Below are 21,909 nucleotides of genomic sequence, written 5' to 3'. Positions count from 1 at the left end.
TCAATTGTAAACAATTGAGCCTTTTTTATGCGTTGTACTTTGTATTAAAATTCTAAATATTGAATATATCCAATGTTGAACCAAACCATCCAATCATTGGCTTTGTTTTCTTTATATATCTTTTTGTTGGGATTTAAACCATCTACCCAGTCTGAGGTAAAGTTTTGAAAACGCATGTCTACCATTAAGTCACTCATTCTCGTCAGTTTATATCTAGTACCAATACCTGCAATGACAGATAAAACTGTTTTGCTCTCCGTAGAGAATCCATTAGGTCTTCCGTCTGAAGGAGCTAAGTATTTTGGAATTGTAGTCATCGAAGTTCCCAAAGGACCTAGCGTAGAAGTTGCTTCGGTATCATAAAAACTATATGCAAGCCCTAAACTTGCATAGGGACCAAATGCTCCAATTGTGTTCTCAAAATCATGAATTTTTACAAAATGAAATTCTCCTTGTATACCTAGATTCATAAGTTTAGAAGCGCCTCTCATGGCTCGGAGTTGTTCTTTACCTAATGAATTACCACCTTGGTCAACCCATTGTCCAAAATGTCTAAAGCTGGTTGTGCTATAGGATAACTCAGAGCGAACTTTAAAATGTTCATTGAAATAGGTGCTATTATTTGCTCTTGATGAGAAGTTAATGTAGTGAACCAATCCAAGTGCAAATCCTGTATTACCCGCATTGGTTTCAATATCATGGCGTTCACCATAATCAGATTGAAACGCTACTGGGCCAAAGGTAACTCCTATTTCATGTGCTAAATTAAATTGCGCTTGCAAATTGTAATGTATACTTATTAAAAGTAATATGAGGTGTGGTATTTTTTTAAACATTTGATAGCCTATTTATTGCGCGCAAATATATAAAAACAAATCACATAAAATAATGTATAAAAGTTAAACCAATTATTATTAACTAAAATTCATTTTCATTACACATACTATAACGTTTTCGTAAAAATCGCCTTCTGATTTTTATATTTCTTTGAAAATGGTTAAATAAAAGATAATTTTTCTTTTTTTCATAAAATAACAGGTCAAATTTACGTTTAAGACGTATATTTGTAATCATTAACAGTACGTTTTTAACGTTTTTATAATCATTAGGATCATGTCACAAAGTATTACTAATTTTATCGACTCGGTAACTAAAAAAAATCCGAACGAAACAGAGTTTTTGCAAGCAGTACTAGAAGTTGCCGAAACGGTAATTCCTTTCATCGAACAAAATAAAAAATACCAAAACAAAATGCTTTTAGAGCGCATGGTTGAACCAGAGCGCGTAATCATGTTTAGAGTTACCTGGATTGACGATCAAGGTCAAACACAAGTAAATCGTGGATACCGCATCCAGATGAATTCAGCCATTGGTCCATACAAAGGCGGGTTGCGTTTTCATCCTTCAGTAAACTTAAGTATTTTGAAATTCTTAGCTTTTGAGCAAACCTTCAAAAATAGTTTAACTACTTTGCCAATGGGTGGAGGTAAAGGAGGTTCTGATTTTGATCCAAAAGGAAAATCAGACAATGAAATAATGAGATTCTGTCAAAGTTTTATGATCGAATTGGCGAAACATATTGGTGCTGATACTGACGTTCCTGCAGGAGATATTGGTGTTGGAGGAAGAGAAGTAGGCTTTTTGTTTGGTCAATACAAAAGATTAAGAAATGAATTTACAGGTGTGTTAACTGGTAAAGGAATTTCTTTTGGAGGATCATTAATTCGTCCTGAGGCTACTGGTTACGGAACAGTATACTTTGCACAAAGTATGTTAAAAACAAAAGGAGATTCCTTTGAAGGAAAAACGGTTGTTATTTCTGGTTCTGGAAACGTGGCACAATATGCAACTCAAAAAGCGACTCAATTAGGTGGTAAAGTGGTTACTTTATCTGATTCTGCAGGCTATATTTATGATGCTGACGGAATTGATGCTGAAAAATTAGCTTTCGTAATGGAATTGAAAAACGAATTACGTGGAAGAATTAGTGAATATGTAGCGAAATATCCAAATGCTAAATTTGTAGCAGGAAAACGTCCATGGGAAGTAAAATGTGATATCGCATTGCCTTGTGCTACTCAAAATGAGTTGAACGGAGAAGAAGCGGCTCTTTTATTAGTTAATGGTTGTATTGCTGTGGCGGAAGGAGCTAATATGCCTTCTACACCAGAAGCTATTGCAGCTTTCCACCATGCCAAAATTTTATTTTCACCAGGAAAAGCGTCAAACGCTGGTGGTGTAGCTACCTCAGGTTTAGAAATGTCTCAAAACTCTTTACGTTTAAGCTGGACTGCTGAAGAAGTAGATGAAAAATTATACAACATCATGTTGAATATTCATGATTCATGCGTACAATATGGTACTGATGAAACAGGATATGTTGATTATGTTAAAGGAGCTAATATTGCTGGATTTGTGAAAGTAGCCGATGCTATGTTGGCACAAGGAGTAGTATAGTACTAGTAAGTTAATTATTCAAAGCCTTCTTCTGGAAACAGAAGGAGGCTTTTTTTATTCCTTGAGAACAAAATTCAAAAACTTTCGTTTGTACTATATTTGTAATTCATTTGAAAAATTCATGAGAAGAATAGTCGTATTTTTTTGTTTTTTATTAGCCCTTAATGTTGGTTTTTCACAAAATCAATTATCATGGCAGGGTTATTTTTCTTATAACGAAATCAAAGATGTAGCAAATGCAACTTCTGTTCTTTTTGCTGCTTCAGAGAATGCTTTGTTTTCAAAAAACACGCTTTCAAACACGTTAAAAACTACCACGACTATCGATGGTCTTTCGGGTTTGACAATATCAGCTTTGTATCATAGTGCCACTTTCAACAAAACGATTGTAGGTTATGAAAATGGTCTTTTAATTGTGATTAATGAAAACAACGGTTCCATGCTGAAAGTGGTCGATATTATCAACAAACAATTGCCTGCTAATATCAAAAAAATCAATCACTTTATGGAGTATCAAGGAATTCTATATGTTTCTTGTGATTTTGGTATTGTACAATTCAATTTGAATACGCAACTTTTTGGAGATACGTACTTTATTGGTGATTTAGGAAAGGAGATTTCTGTGAAGCAAACCGCTGTTTTTGAAGGGAATCTTTATGCTGCCACAGAAAATGGAATTCGAAGAGCAGCTATTACAAATTCAAACTTAATCGATTATCAGCAGTGGACAATACTTTTGACTGATAATTGGTCTGGAATTACAGCTTTTGGGTCAGATTTGTATGCTTCAACTACAAACGGTGCGATTTATAAATATGGACTCAATTCATTTTCCATTGTTCAAAGTTTTGGCGATACTATAGTCGATTTGCGTTCTGATGCAAACAATTTAATAGTAACTACTCCCAGTCAAATTTCGATCTTTGGGTCCGGATTGTTTTTGATAAAACAAATAAATAGTACTCAGATTTTGGATAAAAATCCTATTTTTACTTGTGCTACCATCGTAAATGCTAATTTGTTTTTGGGTACCAAAGAAAATGGTTTGCTAGCAACGACACTTTCTGTTGGCGCACCAATAGTCGATAGTACACCTCTAGGACCACTCAGAAATGCAATTTTTTCTTTTCAAGTTACTCCAACTGAACTTTGGGCGGTATATGGAGGCTATACAGGTGACTATAATCCTTATTCTTACAACAGCAGTGGGCCTAACTTATATGGGATTAGTCGATTTAATTCACAGGGTTGGTTATCTATTCCTGCAGATGATGTTTTGGGAGCCAAATCTATTTCGAGAATAATAATTGATCCAAACGATGCTGCCAAAGTATATGCGAGCTCTTTCTTTTCGGGCTTATTGCGCATAGAAAATGAAGTGCCAAATTTCTTGTACAATCAAACCAATTCAGGTTTAGAATCGATTGCTTTTTTAGGGCCAACTTATATCGATGTTCGTATCAACGGAACAGCTTTTGATAAATCTGGAAATCTTTGGGTGACCAATTCACGAATCGAAAATGGATTAAAGGTGTTAAGAAGTAATGGGCAATGGCAAAGTTATTCTTTGAATACCATTGCCGAAAAAAGTATCGATGTGAGTATGGGAAGCATGCTTATCGATAAAAACAGTACCAAATGGATTGCCTCTAATACTGATGGTGTAATTGCTTTTAACGAATCGGGTACACCCACTTTTAAGAAAATTACTTTTGGAGCTGATAAAGGAAACCTGCCTACAACAGATGTTAGAGCTTTGGCTATAGATACTAATAATCAGCTTTGGATAGGTACCACCAAAGGACTTCGTGTGTTGTCCAATGTGAATAATTTTCAAAATACAACCGCACTCACTACCAAACCCATTATTATTCTGGAGGATGAAGTAGCTCAGGAGTTACTCTTTGAACAATTTATAAATGCAATTGTGGTAGATGGAGCCAACAACAAATGGGTAGGAACGGCAGATTCAGGTGTTTTTTTATTGTCATCCAATGGGCAAAAAACGATTTATCATTTTACTACCAATAATTCGCCATTACCAAGTAATACTATAAATGATATTGGGATCAATTCAGTTACTGGCGAGGTCTTTATTGCCACAACCAAAGGGATGATTTCTTTTAAAGGAGTGGCTACTGGAGCTAGTGATTCTTTGAATAATGTTTATGTTTATCCCAATCCAGTGCGTCCTGAATTTAGTGGAACCGTAAAAATAGCGGGTCTTTTGGATCGAGCGAATGTAAAAATAACCGATATCGAAGGCAATTTAGTACATGAAGCAGTTTCTGAAGGAGGAACTATAGAGTGGGACACTACTGCTTTTGGAAAATACAAAGTTGCTTCAGGTGTGTATATGATTTTCATTTCTGCCGAAGATGGAGTCGAAACCAAGGTGAAGAAGGTGATGATTGTCAGATAAAATTTGAATTTTTAAATCGTAAATCAGAATTCCTAATTCTCAAATCCCAATTCTCATGTTGGTAAAAACTAAGGCCATCGTTATTTCGACTTTAAAATTCCAAGAAAAAAGCTTGATTGTGAAATGTTTTACGCAATCTCATGGGCTAAAATCTTATTTTGTCAGAGACGCATTTTCTGGAAAGAAGAACAATCAAAAAATCGCATATTTTCAGTCGTTATCGATTCTAGAAATTGAAGCAGTGCATAAAAACAAAGGGACTTTAGAACATTTTAAAGAAATCAAAACAGCTATACCGTTTCAAACCATTCCTTTGGATATTGTGAAAAGTACTATGGTGTTGTTTCTTTCCGAAATTTTGCACCATGCCATTCATGAAGAAGAAAAAAACGACGATTTGTTTCAGTATCTCGAAGCTGCTTTGCAATGGCTCGATACGCACAGCGAAATCAGTAATTTCCATCTGATTTTAATGCTCGAAATCACTAAATTCTTAGGGTTTTATCCAGATACTACCGATCAAAATTTACCTTTTTTCGATATGAACGAAGGCGTTTTTTCCTTGTTTCAGGCGATGAGTTCTTTGTCTGAACATCAATCGGATCTGCTAAAAAAATTGATTGATTTGAAATTAGATTCAGAGCAAAAAGTTTTTCAGGTTGCAGAACGTCAGATTTTACTCAAAATTCTAATTGATTACTATAGTTTTCATTTAGACGGTTTTAAAAAGCCAAAATCGTTAGAAATTTTGAGAGAAATTTTCTCATGAGATTTTAAAAACTCTGTACTACTTACTCATAATTCATAACTATTTATTACTTTCGCACCTCGATTAAGAAAAGGATACAATGAGTACAAAATTTACTGAATACAAAGGACTTGACTTGCCAAAAGCGGCATCCGAAGTGCTTGATTTTTGGAAGAACGAAAATATATTTGAAAAGAGTGTAACTACACGCGAAGGTAACACGCCTTTTGTGTTTTTTGAAGGGCCACCTTCTGCCAACGGATTGCCGGGAATTCACCACGTGATGGCACGTGCGATTAAAGATATTTTTTGCAGATATAAAACCCAAAAAGGTTTCCAAGTAAAGCGTAAAGCGGGTTGGGATACGCATGGTTTGCCAGTAGAATTGGGAACAGAAAAAGAACTAGGTATTACTAAAGAAGATATCGGAAAAACCATTTCCATTGAGGATTATAACGAAGCGTGTAAAAGAACCGTAATGCGTTATACTGATGTTTGGAATGATTTGACTGAAAAAATGGGGTATTGGGTAGATATGGAAGATCCGTATGTGACCTATAAACCCAAGTATATGGAATCCGTTTGGTGGTTGCTAAAACAAATCTATAACAAAGATTTGATGTACAAAGGCTACACCATTCAGCCGTATTCTCCAAAAGCTGGTACTGGTTTGTCTTCTCACGAAGTAAATCAGCCAGGAAGTTACCGTGATGTGACTGATACTACTATTGTAGCTCAATTCAAAGCATTACCAGAAACATTACCTTCATTTTTACAAGGTTTTGGAGATGTCCACATTTTAGCCTGGACGACAACTCCTTGGACGCTTCCGTCAAACACTGCTTTGACAGTTGGGCCAAAAATCGATTATGTTTTAGTAAAAACCTTCAATCAGTATACATTTGAGTCTGTAAATGTAGTTTTAGCTAAGAATTTAGTTGGTAAACAATTTACTAAAGGATTTTTTGCCTCAGAAGATGTAGCTGATTTTGAAAATTTTAAAGCTGGCGATAAAAAAATACCCTATCAAATCGTAGCCGAATGTAAAGGTCAAGATTTAGTTGATATTCGTTATGAGCAATTATTGCCTTTTGTTCTTCCGTATCAAAATCCAGAAAATGCGTTTAGAGTGATTGCTGGTGATTTTGTAACTACTGAGGACGGTACGGGTATTGTACATACCGCGCCTACATTTGGTGCAGATGATGCTAAAGTAGCCAAAGAAGCTACTCCAGAAGTGCCACCAATGTTGGTTTTAGATGAAAATGGTACGCCAGTTCCTTTGGTAGATTTGCAAGGAAGATTCATTCAAGGTCTTGGAGATTATTCAGGGAAATACGTTAAAAACGAATATTACAACGAAGGAGAAGCACCAGAGCGTTCCGTAGATGTAGAAATCGCTATTCGTTTAAAAGAAGAAAACAAAGCCTTCAAAGTAGAGAAATACGTGCACAGTTACCCACACTGCTGGAGAACTGATAAACCAATTTTATATTATCCATTAGACTCTTGGTTTATCAAAATTACCGAGGTAAGAGACCGTATGTTCGACCTGAACGACAGCATCAACTGGAAGCCAAAAGCTACTGGTGAAGGACGTTTTGGGAATTGGTTGAAAAATGCCAATGATTGGAACTTATCACGTTCTCGTTATTGGGGAATTCCTTTGCCTATTTGGAGAACTGAAGACAAACAAGAGGAAATTTTAATTGGTTCTGTTGAAGAATTATACAACGAGATAGAAAAAGCTATTGCTGCTGGTGTACAAACAAGTAATCCTTTTGCAGGTTTTGAAATTGGAAATATGTCTGAAACTAATTATGATTTGATTGATTTACACAAAAATGTGGTAGATCAAATCACCTTAGTTTCTGCATCAGGAAAACCAATGAAACGCGAATCAGATTTGATTGACGTTTGGTTTGATTCAGGTGCTATGCCTTATGCACAATGGCATTATCCGTTTGAAAATAAAGAAAAAATAGATCAAAATACCGATTATCCAGCGGATTTTATTGCAGAAGGTGTCGATCAAACTCGTGGATGGTTTTATACTTTACATGCAATTGGAACTTTAGTTTTTGATCGTATAGCTTACAAAAACGTAGTGTCCAACGGTTTGGTTTTGGATAAAAATGGACAAAAAATGTCCAAGCGTTTGGGTAATGCCGTTGATCCTTTTGCTACATTAGAAGAGTATGGTCCTGATGCAACGCGTTGGTACATGATTTCGAATGCCAATCCTTGGGATAACTTGAAGTTCGATATTGAAGGAATTGCTGAGGTGCGTCGTAAGTTCTTTGGAACGTTGTACAATACCTATTCATTCTTTGCTTTATATGCTAATATCGATGGCTTTAGTTACGCGGAAGCTGAGGTGCCTTTAGAAGAACGCCCAGAGATTGATCAATGGATCATTTCAGAATTGAACACGTTAATTAAAGACGTTGATGTGTTTTATGCTGAATATGAACCAACCCGTGCTGCTCGCGCTATTTCTGATTTTGTTCAAGAAAATTTGAGTAACTGGTATGTGCGTTTGTGTAGACGTCGTTTCTGGAAAGGCGAGTATGCTCAAGATAAAATTGCGGCTTATCAGACGCTTTATACTTGCTTGTTGAGCATAGCAAAATTGAGTGCACCTATTGCTCCTTTCTTTATGGATAAGTTGTATAAAGACTTGACACACGCAACAGGAACAGAGAATTTCGAGTCAGTACACTTGGCACAATTCCCCGTTTCAGTTGAAAAGTTTGTTGATAAATCGTTAGAGAGTAAAATGCAGAAGGCGCAAACAATATCATCATTGGTTTTGTCACTGCGTAAAAAGGAAATGATCAAAGTGCGTCAACCTCTGCAAAAGGTAATGATTCCGGTACTTGATGCGGTTCAGAAGGCTGAAATCGAAGCGGTTGCCGACCTCATAAAAGCGGAAGTAAACGTCAAAGAAATCGAACTGTTAGACGATGCTTCAGGCATATTGGTAAAACAAATTAAACCTAATTTTAAGGCTCTTGGGCCACGTTTTGGAAAAGATATGGGTTTGATTTCCAAAGAGATACAGTCTTTTGCGCCTGAACAAATCAATCAATTAGATAAGGAAGGAAGTTTAAGTATTGTAATTTCAGGAAAAGATGTAATTTTATCATTAGAGGATGTAGAAATTTCTTCTCAAGATATCGAAGGTTGGTTAGTGGCAAATGCTAACGGAGTTACAGTAGCATTAGACATCACCATTTCTGAAGAGTTAAGAAAAGAAGGAATTGCTAGGGAGATAGTAAATCGTATCCAGAATATCCGTAAAGATTCTGGCTTCGAGGTTACTGATAAGGTGAAGGTTTACGTTCAAAATCACGCTGTTTTACAAGAAGCAATTCTAGCCAATGAGAGCTACATTAAATCAGAAACATTGACAGAAGAATTGCTATTTGCAGAAAACTTAGAGAATGGCACAGAAATTGAATTTGACGATATTAAATCAAAATTAATTATAACAAAATAAACCAACCAAAAAAAGAATTAAGCAACCCATTAAATTAATTTAGGCTATGATCGAGGAAATGACACGATACTCAGATGCTGATTTAGCAGAGTTCAAACAGATAATCAAAGAAAAGATTGAAAAAGCACAAGCTGATCTTGACTTGATAAAAAGTGCCTATATGAATGATTTAAATAATGGTACTGATGACACTTCGCCTACTTTCAAAGCTTTTGAAGAAGGAAGCGAAACGATGTCCAAAGAAGCCAATTCACAATTGGCCATTCGTCAAGAAAAGTTCTTGCGTGATTTAAAAAATGCTCTTTTCCGTGTTGAAAACAAAACTTATGGTATTTGTAGAGTAACAGGAAAATTAATTGGCAAAGAAAGACTAAAAATCGTTCCTCATGCAACTATGAGTATCGAAGCTAAGAATTTGCAACGATAATTATTTAAAATACTAAATTTCAAATTCCAAATTCCAAGGGTATCTTTTGGAATTTGGAATTTCTTTTTGAAATTTATATTTCTAATTTGTCTATTTTTGCCCCACTAAAAATACTATAATGTCATTACGCAAAGCTTATTTCCTTATTTTTATTCTGTTGCTTGTTGATCAAGTTTCTAAAATATATGTCAAAACAAATTTTGTTTTAGGCGAAGAAGTAACCGTTTTCAATTGGTTCAAAATTCATTTTATAGAAAACGAAGGAATGGCTTGGGGAACCAAACTTCCTGGCGAATACGGCAAGTTGTTTTTGACCGTTTTCCGCATTTTTGCAGTTGCAGGAATTGGATATTGGTTATGGGATTCCGTGCGTAATCACAAAAGCTCTAATTATCTTATCGTGGCGATTGCCTTGATTTTTGCGGGAGCATTAGGAAATATTATAGATTCTGTTTTTTACGGTGTTATCTTTAACGAAAGTTATCAGCAATTGGCCGTTATGTTCTCTGAAGAGCCTTACGGAACTTGGTTTCACGGGCAAGTGGTCGATATGTTTTACTTTCCTATCATCAAAGATTTTCCAATGCCAGAATGGGTACCTTTCATCGGAGGGAGACCTTTTACGTTCTTCAATGCTATTTTCAACGTAGCCGATGTAGCCATTTCAACTGGAGTAGGAATCTTAATTGTTTTCAATAAAAAAGCCTTTCATAAAGGAGATGCCTAATTTTTAGGAGCTTTATCCTGCTGTACGCTATATCTTTTATACTAGAAACCCTTTCAGTAAGTAAAACTGAAAGGGTTTCTAGTATAAAAGGATGCCGCTTCCATCAGGGCTAGGGGTTTGAGTTATCCAAACAGTTCGGCTGCTACATCTTCTATTTTCGTGACTAACCGAATTTGAATCCCGGTATTTTTAAGCGCAATCTTGTTGTATTTAGAAACGAATATGGTAGAGAAACCCAGTTTTTCGGCTTCTTGTATGCGTTGGTCAACTCGATTCACAGGACGAATTTCTCCTGAAAGCCCTACTTCGCCAGCAAAACAAAAATCTTTATGGATAGGAATGTCTTCGTTTGAAGATAAGATGGCGGCAACCACAGCTAAATCAATCGCTGGGTCATCCACTGAGAGACCACCTGTTACGTTCAAAAAGACATCTTTAGCGCCCAATCGGAAACCGGCTCTTTTTTCTAAAACAGCCAAAATCATATTCAAACGTTTGGCATTGTAACCTGTAGTGCTTCGCTGTGGTGTTCCGTACACTGCGGTGCTTACCAAGGCCTGAATTTCTATCATTAAAGGACGCATACCTTCTAGTGTTGTAGCAATTGCGGTTCCAGAGAGTTGTTCGTCTTTGTGAGAAATCAATATTTCAGACGGATTTGAAACTTCGCGTAAGCCGCTGCCCAACATTTCATAAATCCCTATTTCAGCAGTAGAGCCAAAACGGTTTTTAAGTGAACGAAGGATGCGGTAAACGTGGTTTCGGTCGCCTTCAAATTGCAAAACCGTGTCCACCATATGTTCCAGAATCTTTGGGCCGGCAATTGTGCCATCTTTGGTGATGTGGCCAATAAGAATCACAGGAACGTTGGTTTCTTTGGCAAATTTAATCAACTCTGCGGTGGTTTCTCTAATTTGAGAAATACTTCCAGCAGTCGATTCAATATAATCCGTATGCAGCGTTTGAATCGAATCGATAATTACAATTTCAGGCTGCATCGCCTCAATTTGTTTAAAGATGTTTTGCGTTTTGGTTTCGGTCAAAATATAGCAATTGTCTCCATTGGGAGTAATGCGTTCTGCACGCATCTTGATTTGCTTTTGACTTTCTTCCCCAGAAACATACAAAGTTTTGTAAGGAAGTTTTAACGAAATTTGGAGTAAAAGTGTACTCTTTCCAATACCAGGTTCACCACCCAGTAAAATTAAGGAACCAGGTACAATTCCACCTCCTAAAACACGGTTCAATTCTGCATCAGTGGTGTCAAGTCTAATTTCTGCTGTCGAATCAATTTCATTGATGCGCAATGGACGTGGCGCTTTGCCTACCGCTACTGAATCGCTTTTCCAAGCTACTTTTTCTTGTTTTTGTACAATTTCTTCTGCAATGGTATTCCATTCTTTGCAGGAATTACATTGTCCTTGCCATTTGGCATATTGAGTGCCGCAATTTTGACAAAAAAAGGTAGTTTTTACTTTGGCCATTATTTTTTAGGTGCGATTTTGCTCAGCATTAAGTCGTATTTCTCTAACATCATGGTCTTGGTTAGTGCTCCAATTTCTTGCATTTGTGAGGCATTTTGGTAGCGTTTCATCGCTTTTTTGTAATCTTCTTGCTTTTCATACATTAGGCCTAATTCATACTCTGCAAGCATTGATTTTGGATAATGCTTATCGGCCAAAATTGCCAATTGATCCAATTCGCTATAAGCGTTGTTTTTTAAAATAGCGGCTTCAATAGCTTTGAAATCATTGATTCTAATGGGGACATCTAGATGTAAACCTTCATTTAAAACATTGTATTTTTTTTCTAAATAATCAACATAGCCAGAGGGTAATAAAGCGATTTTATTGCTAAATTCTAAGGAAGTAATGGGTTTGTAACTTTCAAATATTTGATGTAAAGCACTCGGAATAGCATATAAGGTTTGGGAATAATGTCCAGCGCCTTTGAATGACTCAAATTTATAATTGACTAATGGATTGTTGTCTTTTTTGATGTTTTCATTCAGCATTTTGATAGGTTCTGCCAATTGTTTTATCTCATCTTCACTGGTTGATAAATAATAAAAAACGAGGCTTTTTGTTGCACTTAATTGTTCTGCGATTCTTTTTTCCATTGCAGGAGCGAGCTCAGGGTTTAAACAGATGTATGCATTGAAAAGTGGATCCTCTTTGTACAGAAAAAAGTTTAAAAATCCTGCCGTAGTATCTAGTCCGGCAATCATTCGGAATGGGGCTACGCGGTATTTTTTTTCAATATAAGGCAGTAATTCTTGGCCAATAAATTCATAAAAGGCAGCTCCTTTTGCGGTAGGAATCCCTTGTACATTTTCAAATTCGCTATCGTCAACTCGCTCATCGTTATGATTTTGATGAATCCCAACGATTATTGTTTCGGGAAAATCATCCCAATAACTTCCATAAGAAAGTGCGCCATAAAAGGGATCGAATAAAAAGTCGCCATCTAGTAATACCAAAAAGGGGTATTTTTTTGTGGTGTTTTTTTCATAAGATGGCGGCAAACTTATTGTGATTTCTCGTTTTTCGGCTAACTTTTCTGAATCAAATGATTCGGTTTTGTTTTGAGCATAAAGTGCTATCGAAAATAATAGCATAAAAAGGACCTTTTTCATGATTGGGAAGTCTAAATTAGGTTTGGTTTAAAAACAGAGCAAGATACTATTTTAATTTATTTTATAAATAAACAGCATTGATTTGTTGCTTTAAGGTTATCAAAGCAAATACAATAGCGTCTGGAACAGTTAACCTTTAGACTAATATGATACTAGGTAAGAGAATTATCGTTTTCGTTAGGGAAAACGATCCAAGGTTTAAAAGTTTTAGCTTCTTCAAATTCTAAAGTAGCGTAGGAAATGATAATAATAATATCGTCTTTTTGTACTTTTCTTGCCGCTGGACCATTTAGGGTAATGATGCCAGAGTTTCTTTCTCCTTTTATAGCGTAAGTTTCAAAACGTTCACCGTTATTGATATTTACAATAGAAACTTTCTCACCTTCGATAATGTTTGAGGCGTCTAACAAGGCTTCGTCTATAGTAATGCTGCCGATATAATTTAAATCAGCACCAGTTACTTTTACGCGATGAATTTTAGATTTTACTACTTGAATTTGCATGAGGCAAAGGTAATTAATTTAATGTAATAGTGTCGATCAAACGAATGTTGTTAACAAAAACAGCTATAAAAGCGCGATAATTTTTGGATTTTTCTTTAAAAGTGATAGGTAAAAGTGTCGATTCGTCAGCAATTACGAAATATTCCAATTCAAATAAAGGGTATTTTTTGAATTCATTTTTTACCCAATCTTCCACTAAATCAGTGTTTTGTGTTTGAAATTTTTCTTTGACTTCTTTTAAAATGGTGTAAATTATAGCTGCTTCTTTTCTTTCTGTACTGCTTAATCTTTCGTTACGAGAGCTCATGGCTAAGCCACTCGGTTCTCTGTGAATTGGGCAGCCAATGATTTCTACTGGAATATGGTTTTTAGCGACTAATTTTTTTACTATCTGAAGCTGCTGAAAATCTTTCTCTCCAAAATAAGCTTTTGTTGGAGTAATAATTTCGAACAGTCGTTTTACAATTGTTCCCACTCCATCAAAATGACCAGGTCTAAACTTGCCTTCCATCTGATGTTCTAAGCCGTCATAATCGAAGGATTCTGCGGTTGTTTTTCCTTCATAAATGTCCTCAACGGTAGGTGCAAAAACAATTATTTTGTCACTTAGTGTAGTCATTTTTTCAATATCAGCCTCAAGTGTTCTGGGGTATTTGGCTAAATCTTCGGGATTGTTGAATTGGGTCGGATTTACAAAAATACTAACTACCGTAAACTCGTTTTCCTGAATGGATTGGCTCATTAATGCCAAGTGACCTTCATGCAAAGCGCCCATCGTTGGTACGAAACCAACAGTAGAATTTTTGGACTTCATCGAAGTTAAGAATTCTCTTAATTCGATGTTTTTATTGAAGACTTGCATGGTCATTTTATTAAAATTAGGTGCAAACATAATATTTTAGTCTATAACTGCATAAAATTTTGTAATTTTGCCACGTTTTTATTGCCAATAAATAAAGTAAATAATACTATGAAAGATAAGAGGATATTATATGTGTCATCTGAAGTTGTTCCTTATCTTGCTGAGAATGAGGTCTCTTTAATGTCTTATGACGTGCCAAAAATGATTAACGATCAAGGTGGTCAGATACGAATATTCATGCCAAGATATGGGAATATTAATGAAAGAAGACATCAATTGCATGAGGTAATCCGTCTTTCTGGAATGAATTTAGTGGTAAATGACTTGGATATGCCTTTAATAATAAAGGTGGCATCTATTCCTAAAGAACGTATACAAGTCTATTTCATTGACAATGACGAATATTTCAAACGTAAAGCAACTTTTGCTGATGAAGATGGCGTGATGTACTCTGATAATGATGAGCGAGCTATCTTTTTTGCTAAAGGGGTAGTGGAAACGGTTAAAAAGCTTAACTGGGTACCGGATATTATTCATGTACATGGTTGGATGGCTTCAATGTTGCCAGTTTACATGAAACATTACTATAAAAACGAAGCGTTATTTTCTGAGACTAAAATTGTTACTTCTGTATATTCCGAATCTTTTTCAGAAACTTTGGATGTAGAAATGATCAATAAAGTCAAATTTGATGGTGTGCCGCATGAGGCAATAGCTGACTTAGAAGTGCCTAATTACGAGAATATTTTAAAAACAGCTGTTTTGAATTCTGATGCTGTTATTGTGGCTTCTAATAATTTGACAGCAAGTTTAACAAAATTTATAGAATCTTCCAATAAACCTTTTTTACCTTTCACTCCGAAAGATGGTTTCGCTGAGGCGTATACCAATTTTTATACAAATCAGGTGCTTTAATTTTAACTTTACACTATTTTATGTACAATACGACTTTCTTTAAGAAGTTATTTATTATTTGTGGTTTTTTTATTTTATTTTCTTGTGATAAAGATTATAATGTTATTGGAGAAGATTTAATAGGAGATAATAATTTTGAATTAGGAAAATATTACTATCCTGTAAAAGCATACAATCAAGCTACAGGGGCTGTACAATCAGATAATCTAGCAGTAAATGCTTTAGGTACCTATACAAATCCTGCTTTTGGTACTACTTCGGCTAGTTTTGCTACTCAGTTGACGTTAGCTTCGGTTGATCCTACCATTGGAGCCAATGCGGTAATGGATAGTGTGGTAATGACGATTCCTTATTTTAGCACTGTTAAAAGTACAGATGGCACTACAGGGATTAGAACATATGAATTGGATTCTATTTATGGCGCATCCAAAGCGCCGTTTAAATTAAGTGTATATGAATCGGGTTATTTTATGCGCGATTTAGATCCTGCAACAAATTTCAAAGAAAGACAAGCTTATTATAGTAATCAAAAAAATGATTTTGATGGCTTAAAAATAGGTAACAGATTGAATGATGCTGCTGATGTTAAAGAAAATGATGCTTTTTATTTTGATCCAAAAGAGATTGCTGAAACAACTATTGATGAAGAAACTAAAAAGTCAAGTACAAAGCGTTCAACGCCAGCTATGCGCTTAAAATTAAGTAATTCTTTCTTTACGGCAAAAGTTTTAAATGCTCCAGCAGGAAAATTGACTACAAATGAAGCTTTCAAAAACTATTTTAGAGGATTGTATTTTAAAGTAGAGAAAACAGGAGCTGATGATAGTATGGCTATTATTGATTTTAAAAAAGCTGTAACTGTTCAAAATGTTATAAGACTATATTATAAAGAAGATTTGTCTACTACTACAAATGGTGTTACTACTGTTAAAAGAGTGAATAAAACGCTCGATTTGAATATTGATGGTAATACGGTTAATTTTTTAGAGCAATCCAATTTTAATTCTGAGTATAGTGATGCAGTAACTAATTTCAATCCTACCATAGGGGATTCAAAACTTTATTTAAAAGGAGGAGTGGGATCGCTAGCTGTATTAGAATTGTTTGGGCCAGACAATGATAATAATGGAGTTGCAGATGAACTTGAAAAAATAAGAAAGAATGGCTGGTTAATAAATGAAGCTAATTTGGTGTTTCATATTGATGCAGCAGCAATGAAAAATTCTATTGAGCCTAATAGAATTTATGTTTATAATTTGACCAATAAAACGGCTGTATTGGATTATTTAACAGATAATACAACTGCGAGTGCTAATCGTCCAAAGTTCAATAAATTTATTTTTGGTGGTATTTTGAATAAAGAAGCCGTTACAAATGGAAGAGGATTGAGTTATAAAGTCCGTATTACTAATCAAATTAAGAATTTAATAAAAAATTCCGATTCAACGAATGTTAAGTTAGGAGTTGTTGTTGCTGAGGATATTGCCGTTGCAACCTTTAATAAACTAAAAACTCCAAACAGTATATTGTCTTCAGTTCCTACTACTTCTGTAATAAATCCTCTAGGAACAATACTTTTTGGTGGTCATTCAGGAGTACCAGAAGACAAAAGATTACGACTTGAAATTATTTATACCAAACCTAATTAGTAAAAAATATGTGTGGAATTGTTGGATATATAGGCTATAGAGAAGCGTACCCGATAGTAATAAAAGGGTTGAAACGCCTAGAATACAGAGGTTATGATAGTGCTGGAATCATGGTATATGATGGAAAGGATGTCAAGCTTTGCAAAACAAAAGGAAAAGTTTTTGATTTGGAGGCTAAGACACTTTCGGACATCACTACTAATGGATCTATCGGCATGGGACATACGCGTTGGGCTACTCATGGTGTTCCTAATGATGTAAATTCACATCCCCATGTTTCTAACTCTGGTGATTTAACTATTATTCATAATGGAATTATTGAAAATTATGCTCCTTTGAAACAAGAGTTAATCAAAAGAGGCTATGTTTTTCATTCAGATACTGATACTGAGGTCTTGGTTAATTTGATTGAGGAAGTTCAGAAAAAAGAAAAATTCAAACTTGGGAAAGCAGTACAGTTGGCTTTAAATCAAGTAGTAGGTGCTTATGCAATTGCTGTTTTTGATAAAAAAAATCCAGAGGAAATTGTCGCAGCTCGTTTAGGAAGTCCATTAGCCATTGGTGTTGGTGAAGGAGAATTCTTTGTGGCTTCTGATGCTTCGCCATTTATTGAATATACTTCGAATGCAGTATATTTAGAAGATGGTGAGATGGCAAACATTCGTTTGCATAAGCCTATGAAAATTCGTAAGATAAAGGATGATTCATTAGTTGATCCTTATATTCAAGAGCTTCAAATGAATTTGGAGCAAATTGAAAAAGGTGGTTATGAGCATTTTATGCTTAAAGAAATTTATGAGCAACCTAATGTTATAAAAGATACCTATAGAGGAAGACTTCATGCTAATGATGGTATTATTCAAATGGCGGGTGTTGAAGATAATTTAGAAAAATTTTTGAATGCTGATCGTATCATTATCGTAGCTTGTGGTACTTCTTGGCATGCTGGTTTAGTTGCTGAATATGTATTTGAAGAGTTTACAAGAATACCCGTAGAGGTAGAGTATGCGTCCGAATTCAGATACCGTAATCCAATTATTACAAGCAAAGATGTTGTGATTGCTATTTCTCAATCAGGAGAAACTGCCGATACGATGGCGGCTATTAAATTAGCAAAAGAACATGGTGCCTTTGTTTTTGGTGTTTGTAATGTTGTTGGTTCTTCAATTTCTAGAGAGACTCATGCTGGAGCTTACACACATGCAGGACCTGAAATTGGAGTTGCTTCTACTAAAGCGTTTACCACTCAAATTACAGTTTTAAATATGATTGCTTTGAGATTAGCTAAGGCAAAAGGTACTTTAACACAGTCTCAATATCATACATATTTACAAGAATTGGAGTTTATTCCAAGCAAAGTTTTGGAGGCTTTAGAGACTAACCAGCAATCAAAAGTAATTGCAGCCACATTTAAAGATGCTCCAAATTGTTTGTATTTAGGGCGTGGATATAATTTTCCTGTTGCCTTAGAAGGAGCGTTGAAACTAAAAGAGATTTCATATATCCATGCTGAAGGCTATCCTGCAGCCGAAATGAAACACGGGCCAATTGCGCTTATTGACGACCAAATGCCAGTTATCGTTATAGCGCCCAAGCAAGGACATTACGATAAAATTGTAAGTAATATCCAAGAAATTAAATCCAGAAGTGGTCGAATAATTGCAGTAGTTACAAAAGGTGATACTCAAGTAAGGGATTTGGCTGACTTTGTGATTGAAATTCCAGAGACTTCTGATGCGCTTTCTCCGCTTATAACAACGATACCATTACAATTATTGTCTTACCATATAGCAGTTTTAAGAGGGTGTAATGTGGATCAACCAAGAAATTTAGCTAAATCAGTTACGGTAGAATAACTTTTTTGCTTTTTCTATCAACCCCAAATGTATATTCATTTGGGGTTTTTTTGTGTCTTTTTTTGATGTTTTGTTTGTTTGTTTTGTTTGTTTGTTTTGTTTGTTTGTTTTTGAATTTAATCAATCGATTTCGCTGACAAATTAATTTTTATTAAATATTTAACAAAAGCTCATAAAAAATACGATATATATAATTTATTATGCATGCATAATTTTTTATTTAATCAATTCTTTTAAATGTTTATTTTTATTAAAAAAAATGCAATAGTAAGTTGTAAAAAATAGTGTTTTTTTAATGATATTTCGGCAGTTTTTTATGCCTATTTTTATTAATATCAAAAATATTTTTACATTTACGAACTAAACCAATTAACTCGAACCTAATGAGAATTTATTTACTTTTTTTGTCATTGTTTTTTTGTAGCTTATCTTTTGCTCAAAATTCAATTTCAGGGTCTGTTTCTGACCGTAATGGACAACCAATTCCTGGTGTAAATATTAAAGTTGTCGGACAAGATGCAAGTTCTACTTCGGATTTTGATGGAAAGTTTGTCTTGAAGTCTGTTAAATCTTTGCCTGCAAAGATTGAAATTTCTAGCTTGGGGTTTACAACGCAAGTTCTAAATGTGACCTCTTATAGCCAGAGAATCACTGTAACTTTATTGGACGAAGAAACCAAATTGGATGAAATTGTAGTTTCTGCTTCCAGAACTCCCGAACGAGTATTAGAATCTCCCGTGACTATTGAAAGAATGGGTATAGCTGAAATTAAGAAAACGGCTTCACCTTCTTTTTACGATGGATTAGAAAATTTAAAAGAGGTACAAATGAATACGTCAAGTATGTCATTTAAATCTATAAATACTCGTGGTTTTGCTACAGTTGCTAATACTCGTTTTATGCAATTAGTTGATGGAATGGATAATTCGTCTCCTTTGTTGAACTTTGTTTTAGGGAATTTAATTGGGGTGTCTGAAATTGATGTGCAAAGTGTGGAGTTGTTACCAGGTGCCTCTTCTGCCTTATACGGTGCTAATGCATTCAATGGTATTTTGTTTATGAGTAGCAAGAGTCCTTTCTCAAGTCCTGGAATTACGGCTTATGCAAAATATGGTCAAACCACTCAAAAAGCTGCTGGGACTAATGATTATGTTGATTATGGTATAAGAATGGCGGCAGTTTTTAGTCCAAAGTTGGCTGGAAAAGCGAATTTCACATACATGCGTGGAACAGAGTGGTATGCAACAAATTATGATGATAAAACTAGAGAGGGTATTGATAGAAATAACATAAATTATGATGGTATCAATGTTTATGGAGATGAAGTTGCTACAAACATAAAAGGTGTAGGACAAGCATTGGCTTCACAAGGGTTAATTCCTGCCTCGGCAGTAAATTTGTTGCCCAATACCAATGTGAGCAGAACAGGTTATAATGAAGTTGATTTGACAGATAATAAAGTTTCGAATACTAAAATTGATTTTTCTTTGCACTACAGGCCTTTCGGAGATGAAAAATTAGAAGTAATCTGGCAAAGTAAGTTTGGATTTGGAAATACGGTGTATCAAGGAGCTAATCGTTATTATTTGAATAACTTTTTTATGCAACAACATAAAATTGAGTTCAAAGGGAAAAATTTCTTTGTAAGAGGATATACTACTACAGAGGATGGAGGTCAATCTTATGATATGTTGTTTGCAGGGATAAATATAAACCGTAAATGGAAAGATGACAGAACATGGTTTGGTCAGTATGCTGGAGCATATATTTCTGGTACTTTAGGTGGATTAACTCCTGAACAAGCCCATGCAGCAGCAAGAAATACTGCTGATACTGGTCGTTTGGTTCCGGGTACGGCAGCTTTTAATAAAGCTTTTAATGAAGTAATTGCTGATCCAAACGTCTTGACAGGATCGAAATTGGTGGATAATTCAAGAATATACCATTCTGATGCTAATTATAACTTTAAAGATTTGATTTCTATTGCAGAAATTCAAGTTGGAGGTTCGTTTAGACAATATCAATTAAACTCTGGTGGAAGAATATACACTGATGCTGATGGACCAATTCGTTACGATGAATATGGTGCATATACTCAAGTGATGAAAAAATTTATGGATGATCGTTTAAAATTTACTGGATCTATCCGTTACGATAAGTCTCAAAACTTCAAAGGGAATTATTCGCCTAGAGTTTCATTAGTGTATTCTGGAGGACAAAATAAAAATCATAATTTTAGAGGTTCCTTTCAAACGGGTTTTAGAAATCCATCAACCCAAGATCAATATATTGGATTTAATGTAGGCAGTGCAATTCTGTTAGGATCTGCTCCAGATAATTTAACGCGTTACTCAGAAACATTGCCAGTTGCTACTGCTGTTGGACAAGCTTTTGCAGGTGGGACTTCTGTTACAATTAATGGTTTGAATGCTTATAAAAATTCATATACTGCTTCTTCTATTGCAGCTTTTAGTGCAACTGGTAATGCTGCATTGTTGAGAAAAACAAATGTTGATTTTGTAAAACCAGAAGAGGTAAAAGCTTTTGAATTAGGTTATCGTTCTTTTATTAATAATACTTCAATAGATATTAATGGGTATTACAATGAGTACCAAAATTTCATTGGTAATTTGAATGTGGTTGCTCCATTGTATGGAACGGCTCAAGATGCTCCTAATGTAGCGGGAGGTCCAACTGATTTGGGTACACAGTCTCTACATGCGTTACAAAACGGAAATATCAGGGCGTTCCAATTGTATACAAATACTGATTTGAAAATTAAATCACTTGGTTTTGGTGTTGGCTTGTCTAGAAAAGTGTATCAAGATTTTGAAGTGGGTGTGAATTATAACTATGCTCAGTTTGATTTTGATCAATCTAAAGATCCAAGTTTTGAAGCTGGTTTTAATACCCCAAAACACCGTGTGAAAGCTTCTATTGGTAATGAGAAATTGTTTCCTAATTTTGGATTTAATGTTAGCGGAAGATGGAATAGTGAGTATCTGTGGCAATCTACTTTCGCCGATGGAACTATTCAGTCAGCTACCGTTATCGATGCTCAGTTGAACTATAATATTCCGTCTTTAAAATCTACTTTAAAAGTAGGGGCTTCAAACATTGGAGGAAAAGAGTATGGTCAAGTATTAGGAGCAGGGTTAATCGGTCAACAATACTTCGCTTCTTGGACAATTAATCCGTAATTATTC

Annotated in this window: 15 protein-coding genes; 10 read left to right on the top strand and 5 right to left on the bottom strand. The window is 35.1% G+C overall.

The features are described from left to right. Positions 1-44: 44 nt before the first annotated feature. Positions 45-836: a THC0290_0291 family protein gene (locus WFZ86_RS11925; protein ID WP_342692123.1), complete on the bottom strand. Its 792-nt coding sequence runs from the start codon at positions 834-836 to the stop codon at positions 45-47. Positions 837-1,113: 277 nt separating this feature from the next. Between WFZ86_RS11925 and gdhA the strand changes: the two genes are divergently transcribed. The 6 genes from gdhA to WFZ86_RS11895 all read left to right on the top strand — a co-directional run bounded on the left by gdhA (position 1,114) and on the right by WFZ86_RS11895 (position 10,283). Further along, positions 1,114-2,457 carry an NADP-specific glutamate dehydrogenase gene (gdhA, locus tag WFZ86_RS11920; RefSeq protein ID WP_342692122.1) on the top strand — a complete coding sequence of 448 codons (1,344 nt, stop codon included), beginning with the start codon at positions 1,114-1,116 and terminating at the stop codon, positions 2,455-2,457. A gap of 121 nt (positions 2,458-2,578) precedes the next feature. Next, a complete protein-coding gene (gene porZ, locus WFZ86_RS11915) occupies positions 2,579-4,879 on the top strand; it encodes a type IX secretion system anionic LPS delivery protein PorZ (RefSeq protein ID WP_342692121.1) in 2,301 nt (766 codons plus the stop codon). Positions 4,880-4,934: 55 nt separating this feature from the next. Further along, positions 4,935-5,648: a DNA repair protein RecO gene (recO, locus tag WFZ86_RS11910; RefSeq protein WP_342692120.1), complete on the top strand. Its 714-nt coding sequence runs from the start codon at positions 4,935-4,937 to the stop codon at positions 5,646-5,648. Positions 5,649-5,727: 79 nt separating this feature from the next. Continuing rightward, complete coding sequence (gene ileS / locus WFZ86_RS11905; RefSeq protein ID WP_342692119.1) at positions 5,728-9,129, top strand: isoleucine--tRNA ligase; 3,402 nt, start codon at positions 5,728-5,730, stop codon at positions 9,127-9,129. 46 nt (positions 9,130-9,175) lie between these two features. Then, complete coding sequence (locus tag WFZ86_RS11900) at positions 9,176-9,556, top strand: TraR/DksA family transcriptional regulator (RefSeq protein ID WP_159689452.1); 381 nt, start codon at positions 9,176-9,178, stop codon at positions 9,554-9,556. A 118-nt stretch (positions 9,557-9,674) separates the two neighbouring features. After that, the gene (locus WFZ86_RS11895) at positions 9,675-10,283 is read left to right on the top strand and encodes a lipoprotein signal peptidase (protein ID WP_342692118.1); all 609 of its coding nucleotides are present in this window, start codon (positions 9,675-9,677) and stop codon (positions 10,281-10,283) included. A 122-nt stretch (positions 10,284-10,405) separates the two neighbouring features. On the opposite strand, the gene radA is transcribed toward WFZ86_RS11895, so the two are convergent. The 4 genes from radA to panC all read right to left on the bottom strand — a co-directional run bounded on the left by radA (position 10,406) and on the right by panC (position 14,313). Further along, positions 10,406-11,767 (bottom strand): DNA repair protein RadA, encoded by a 1,362-nt coding sequence (radA, locus tag WFZ86_RS11890; protein WP_342692117.1) that lies wholly within the window; start codon positions 11,765-11,767, stop codon positions 10,406-10,408. After that, on the bottom strand, positions 11,767-12,918 hold the full coding sequence (locus tag WFZ86_RS11885; RefSeq protein ID WP_342692116.1) for an alpha/beta hydrolase: 1,152 nt from the start codon (positions 12,916-12,918) through the stop codon (positions 11,767-11,769). The genes radA and WFZ86_RS11885 overlap by 1 nt, the downstream gene beginning before the upstream one ends. A gap of 152 nt (positions 12,919-13,070) precedes the next feature. Beyond that, positions 13,071-13,421 (bottom strand): aspartate 1-decarboxylase, encoded by a 351-nt coding sequence (gene panD, locus WFZ86_RS11880; RefSeq protein WP_342692115.1) that lies wholly within the window; start codon positions 13,419-13,421, stop codon positions 13,071-13,073. A gap of 13 nt (positions 13,422-13,434) precedes the next feature. Next, on the bottom strand, positions 13,435-14,313 hold the full coding sequence (gene panC / locus WFZ86_RS11875; protein ID WP_342692114.1) for a pantoate--beta-alanine ligase: 879 nt from the start codon (positions 14,311-14,313) through the stop codon (positions 13,435-13,437). A gap of 78 nt (positions 14,314-14,391) precedes the next feature. On the opposite strand from panC, the gene WFZ86_RS11870 reads away from it, so the two are divergent. From WFZ86_RS11870 to WFZ86_RS11855, 4 genes are all read left to right on the top strand, one after another. Continuing rightward, the gene (locus tag WFZ86_RS11870; protein WP_342692113.1) at positions 14,392-15,198 is read left to right on the top strand and encodes a glycogen/starch synthase; all 807 of its coding nucleotides are present in this window, start codon (positions 14,392-14,394) and stop codon (positions 15,196-15,198) included. Positions 15,199-15,218: 20 nt separating this feature from the next. Next, positions 15,219-16,847: a BamH family beta-barrel-assembly machinery protein gene (gene bamH, locus WFZ86_RS11865; RefSeq protein ID WP_342692112.1), complete on the top strand. Its 1,629-nt coding sequence runs from the start codon at positions 15,219-15,221 to the stop codon at positions 16,845-16,847. Between the two features lie 8 nt (positions 16,848-16,855). After that, positions 16,856-18,703, top strand: a complete 1,848-nt coding sequence (glmS, locus tag WFZ86_RS11860) for a glutamine--fructose-6-phosphate transaminase (isomerizing) (RefSeq protein WP_342692111.1) — start codon at positions 16,856-16,858, stop codon at positions 18,701-18,703. A gap of 383 nt (positions 18,704-19,086) precedes the next feature. Further along, on the top strand, positions 19,087-21,903 hold the full coding sequence (locus tag WFZ86_RS11855) for a TonB-dependent receptor domain-containing protein (protein WP_342692110.1): 2,817 nt from the start codon (positions 19,087-19,089) through the stop codon (positions 21,901-21,903). Positions 21,904-21,909: the final 6 nt, after the last annotated feature.

Origin of the sequence: Flavobacterium polysaccharolyticum (assembly GCF_038739875.1) — a bacterium.
GTDB lineage: Bacteria > Bacteroidota > Bacteroidia > Flavobacteriales > Flavobacteriaceae > Flavobacterium > Flavobacterium polysaccharolyticum.
The sequence above is the reverse complement of the archived record's forward strand: the minus strand, read 5'-3'. Positions and strand labels throughout refer to the sequence as shown.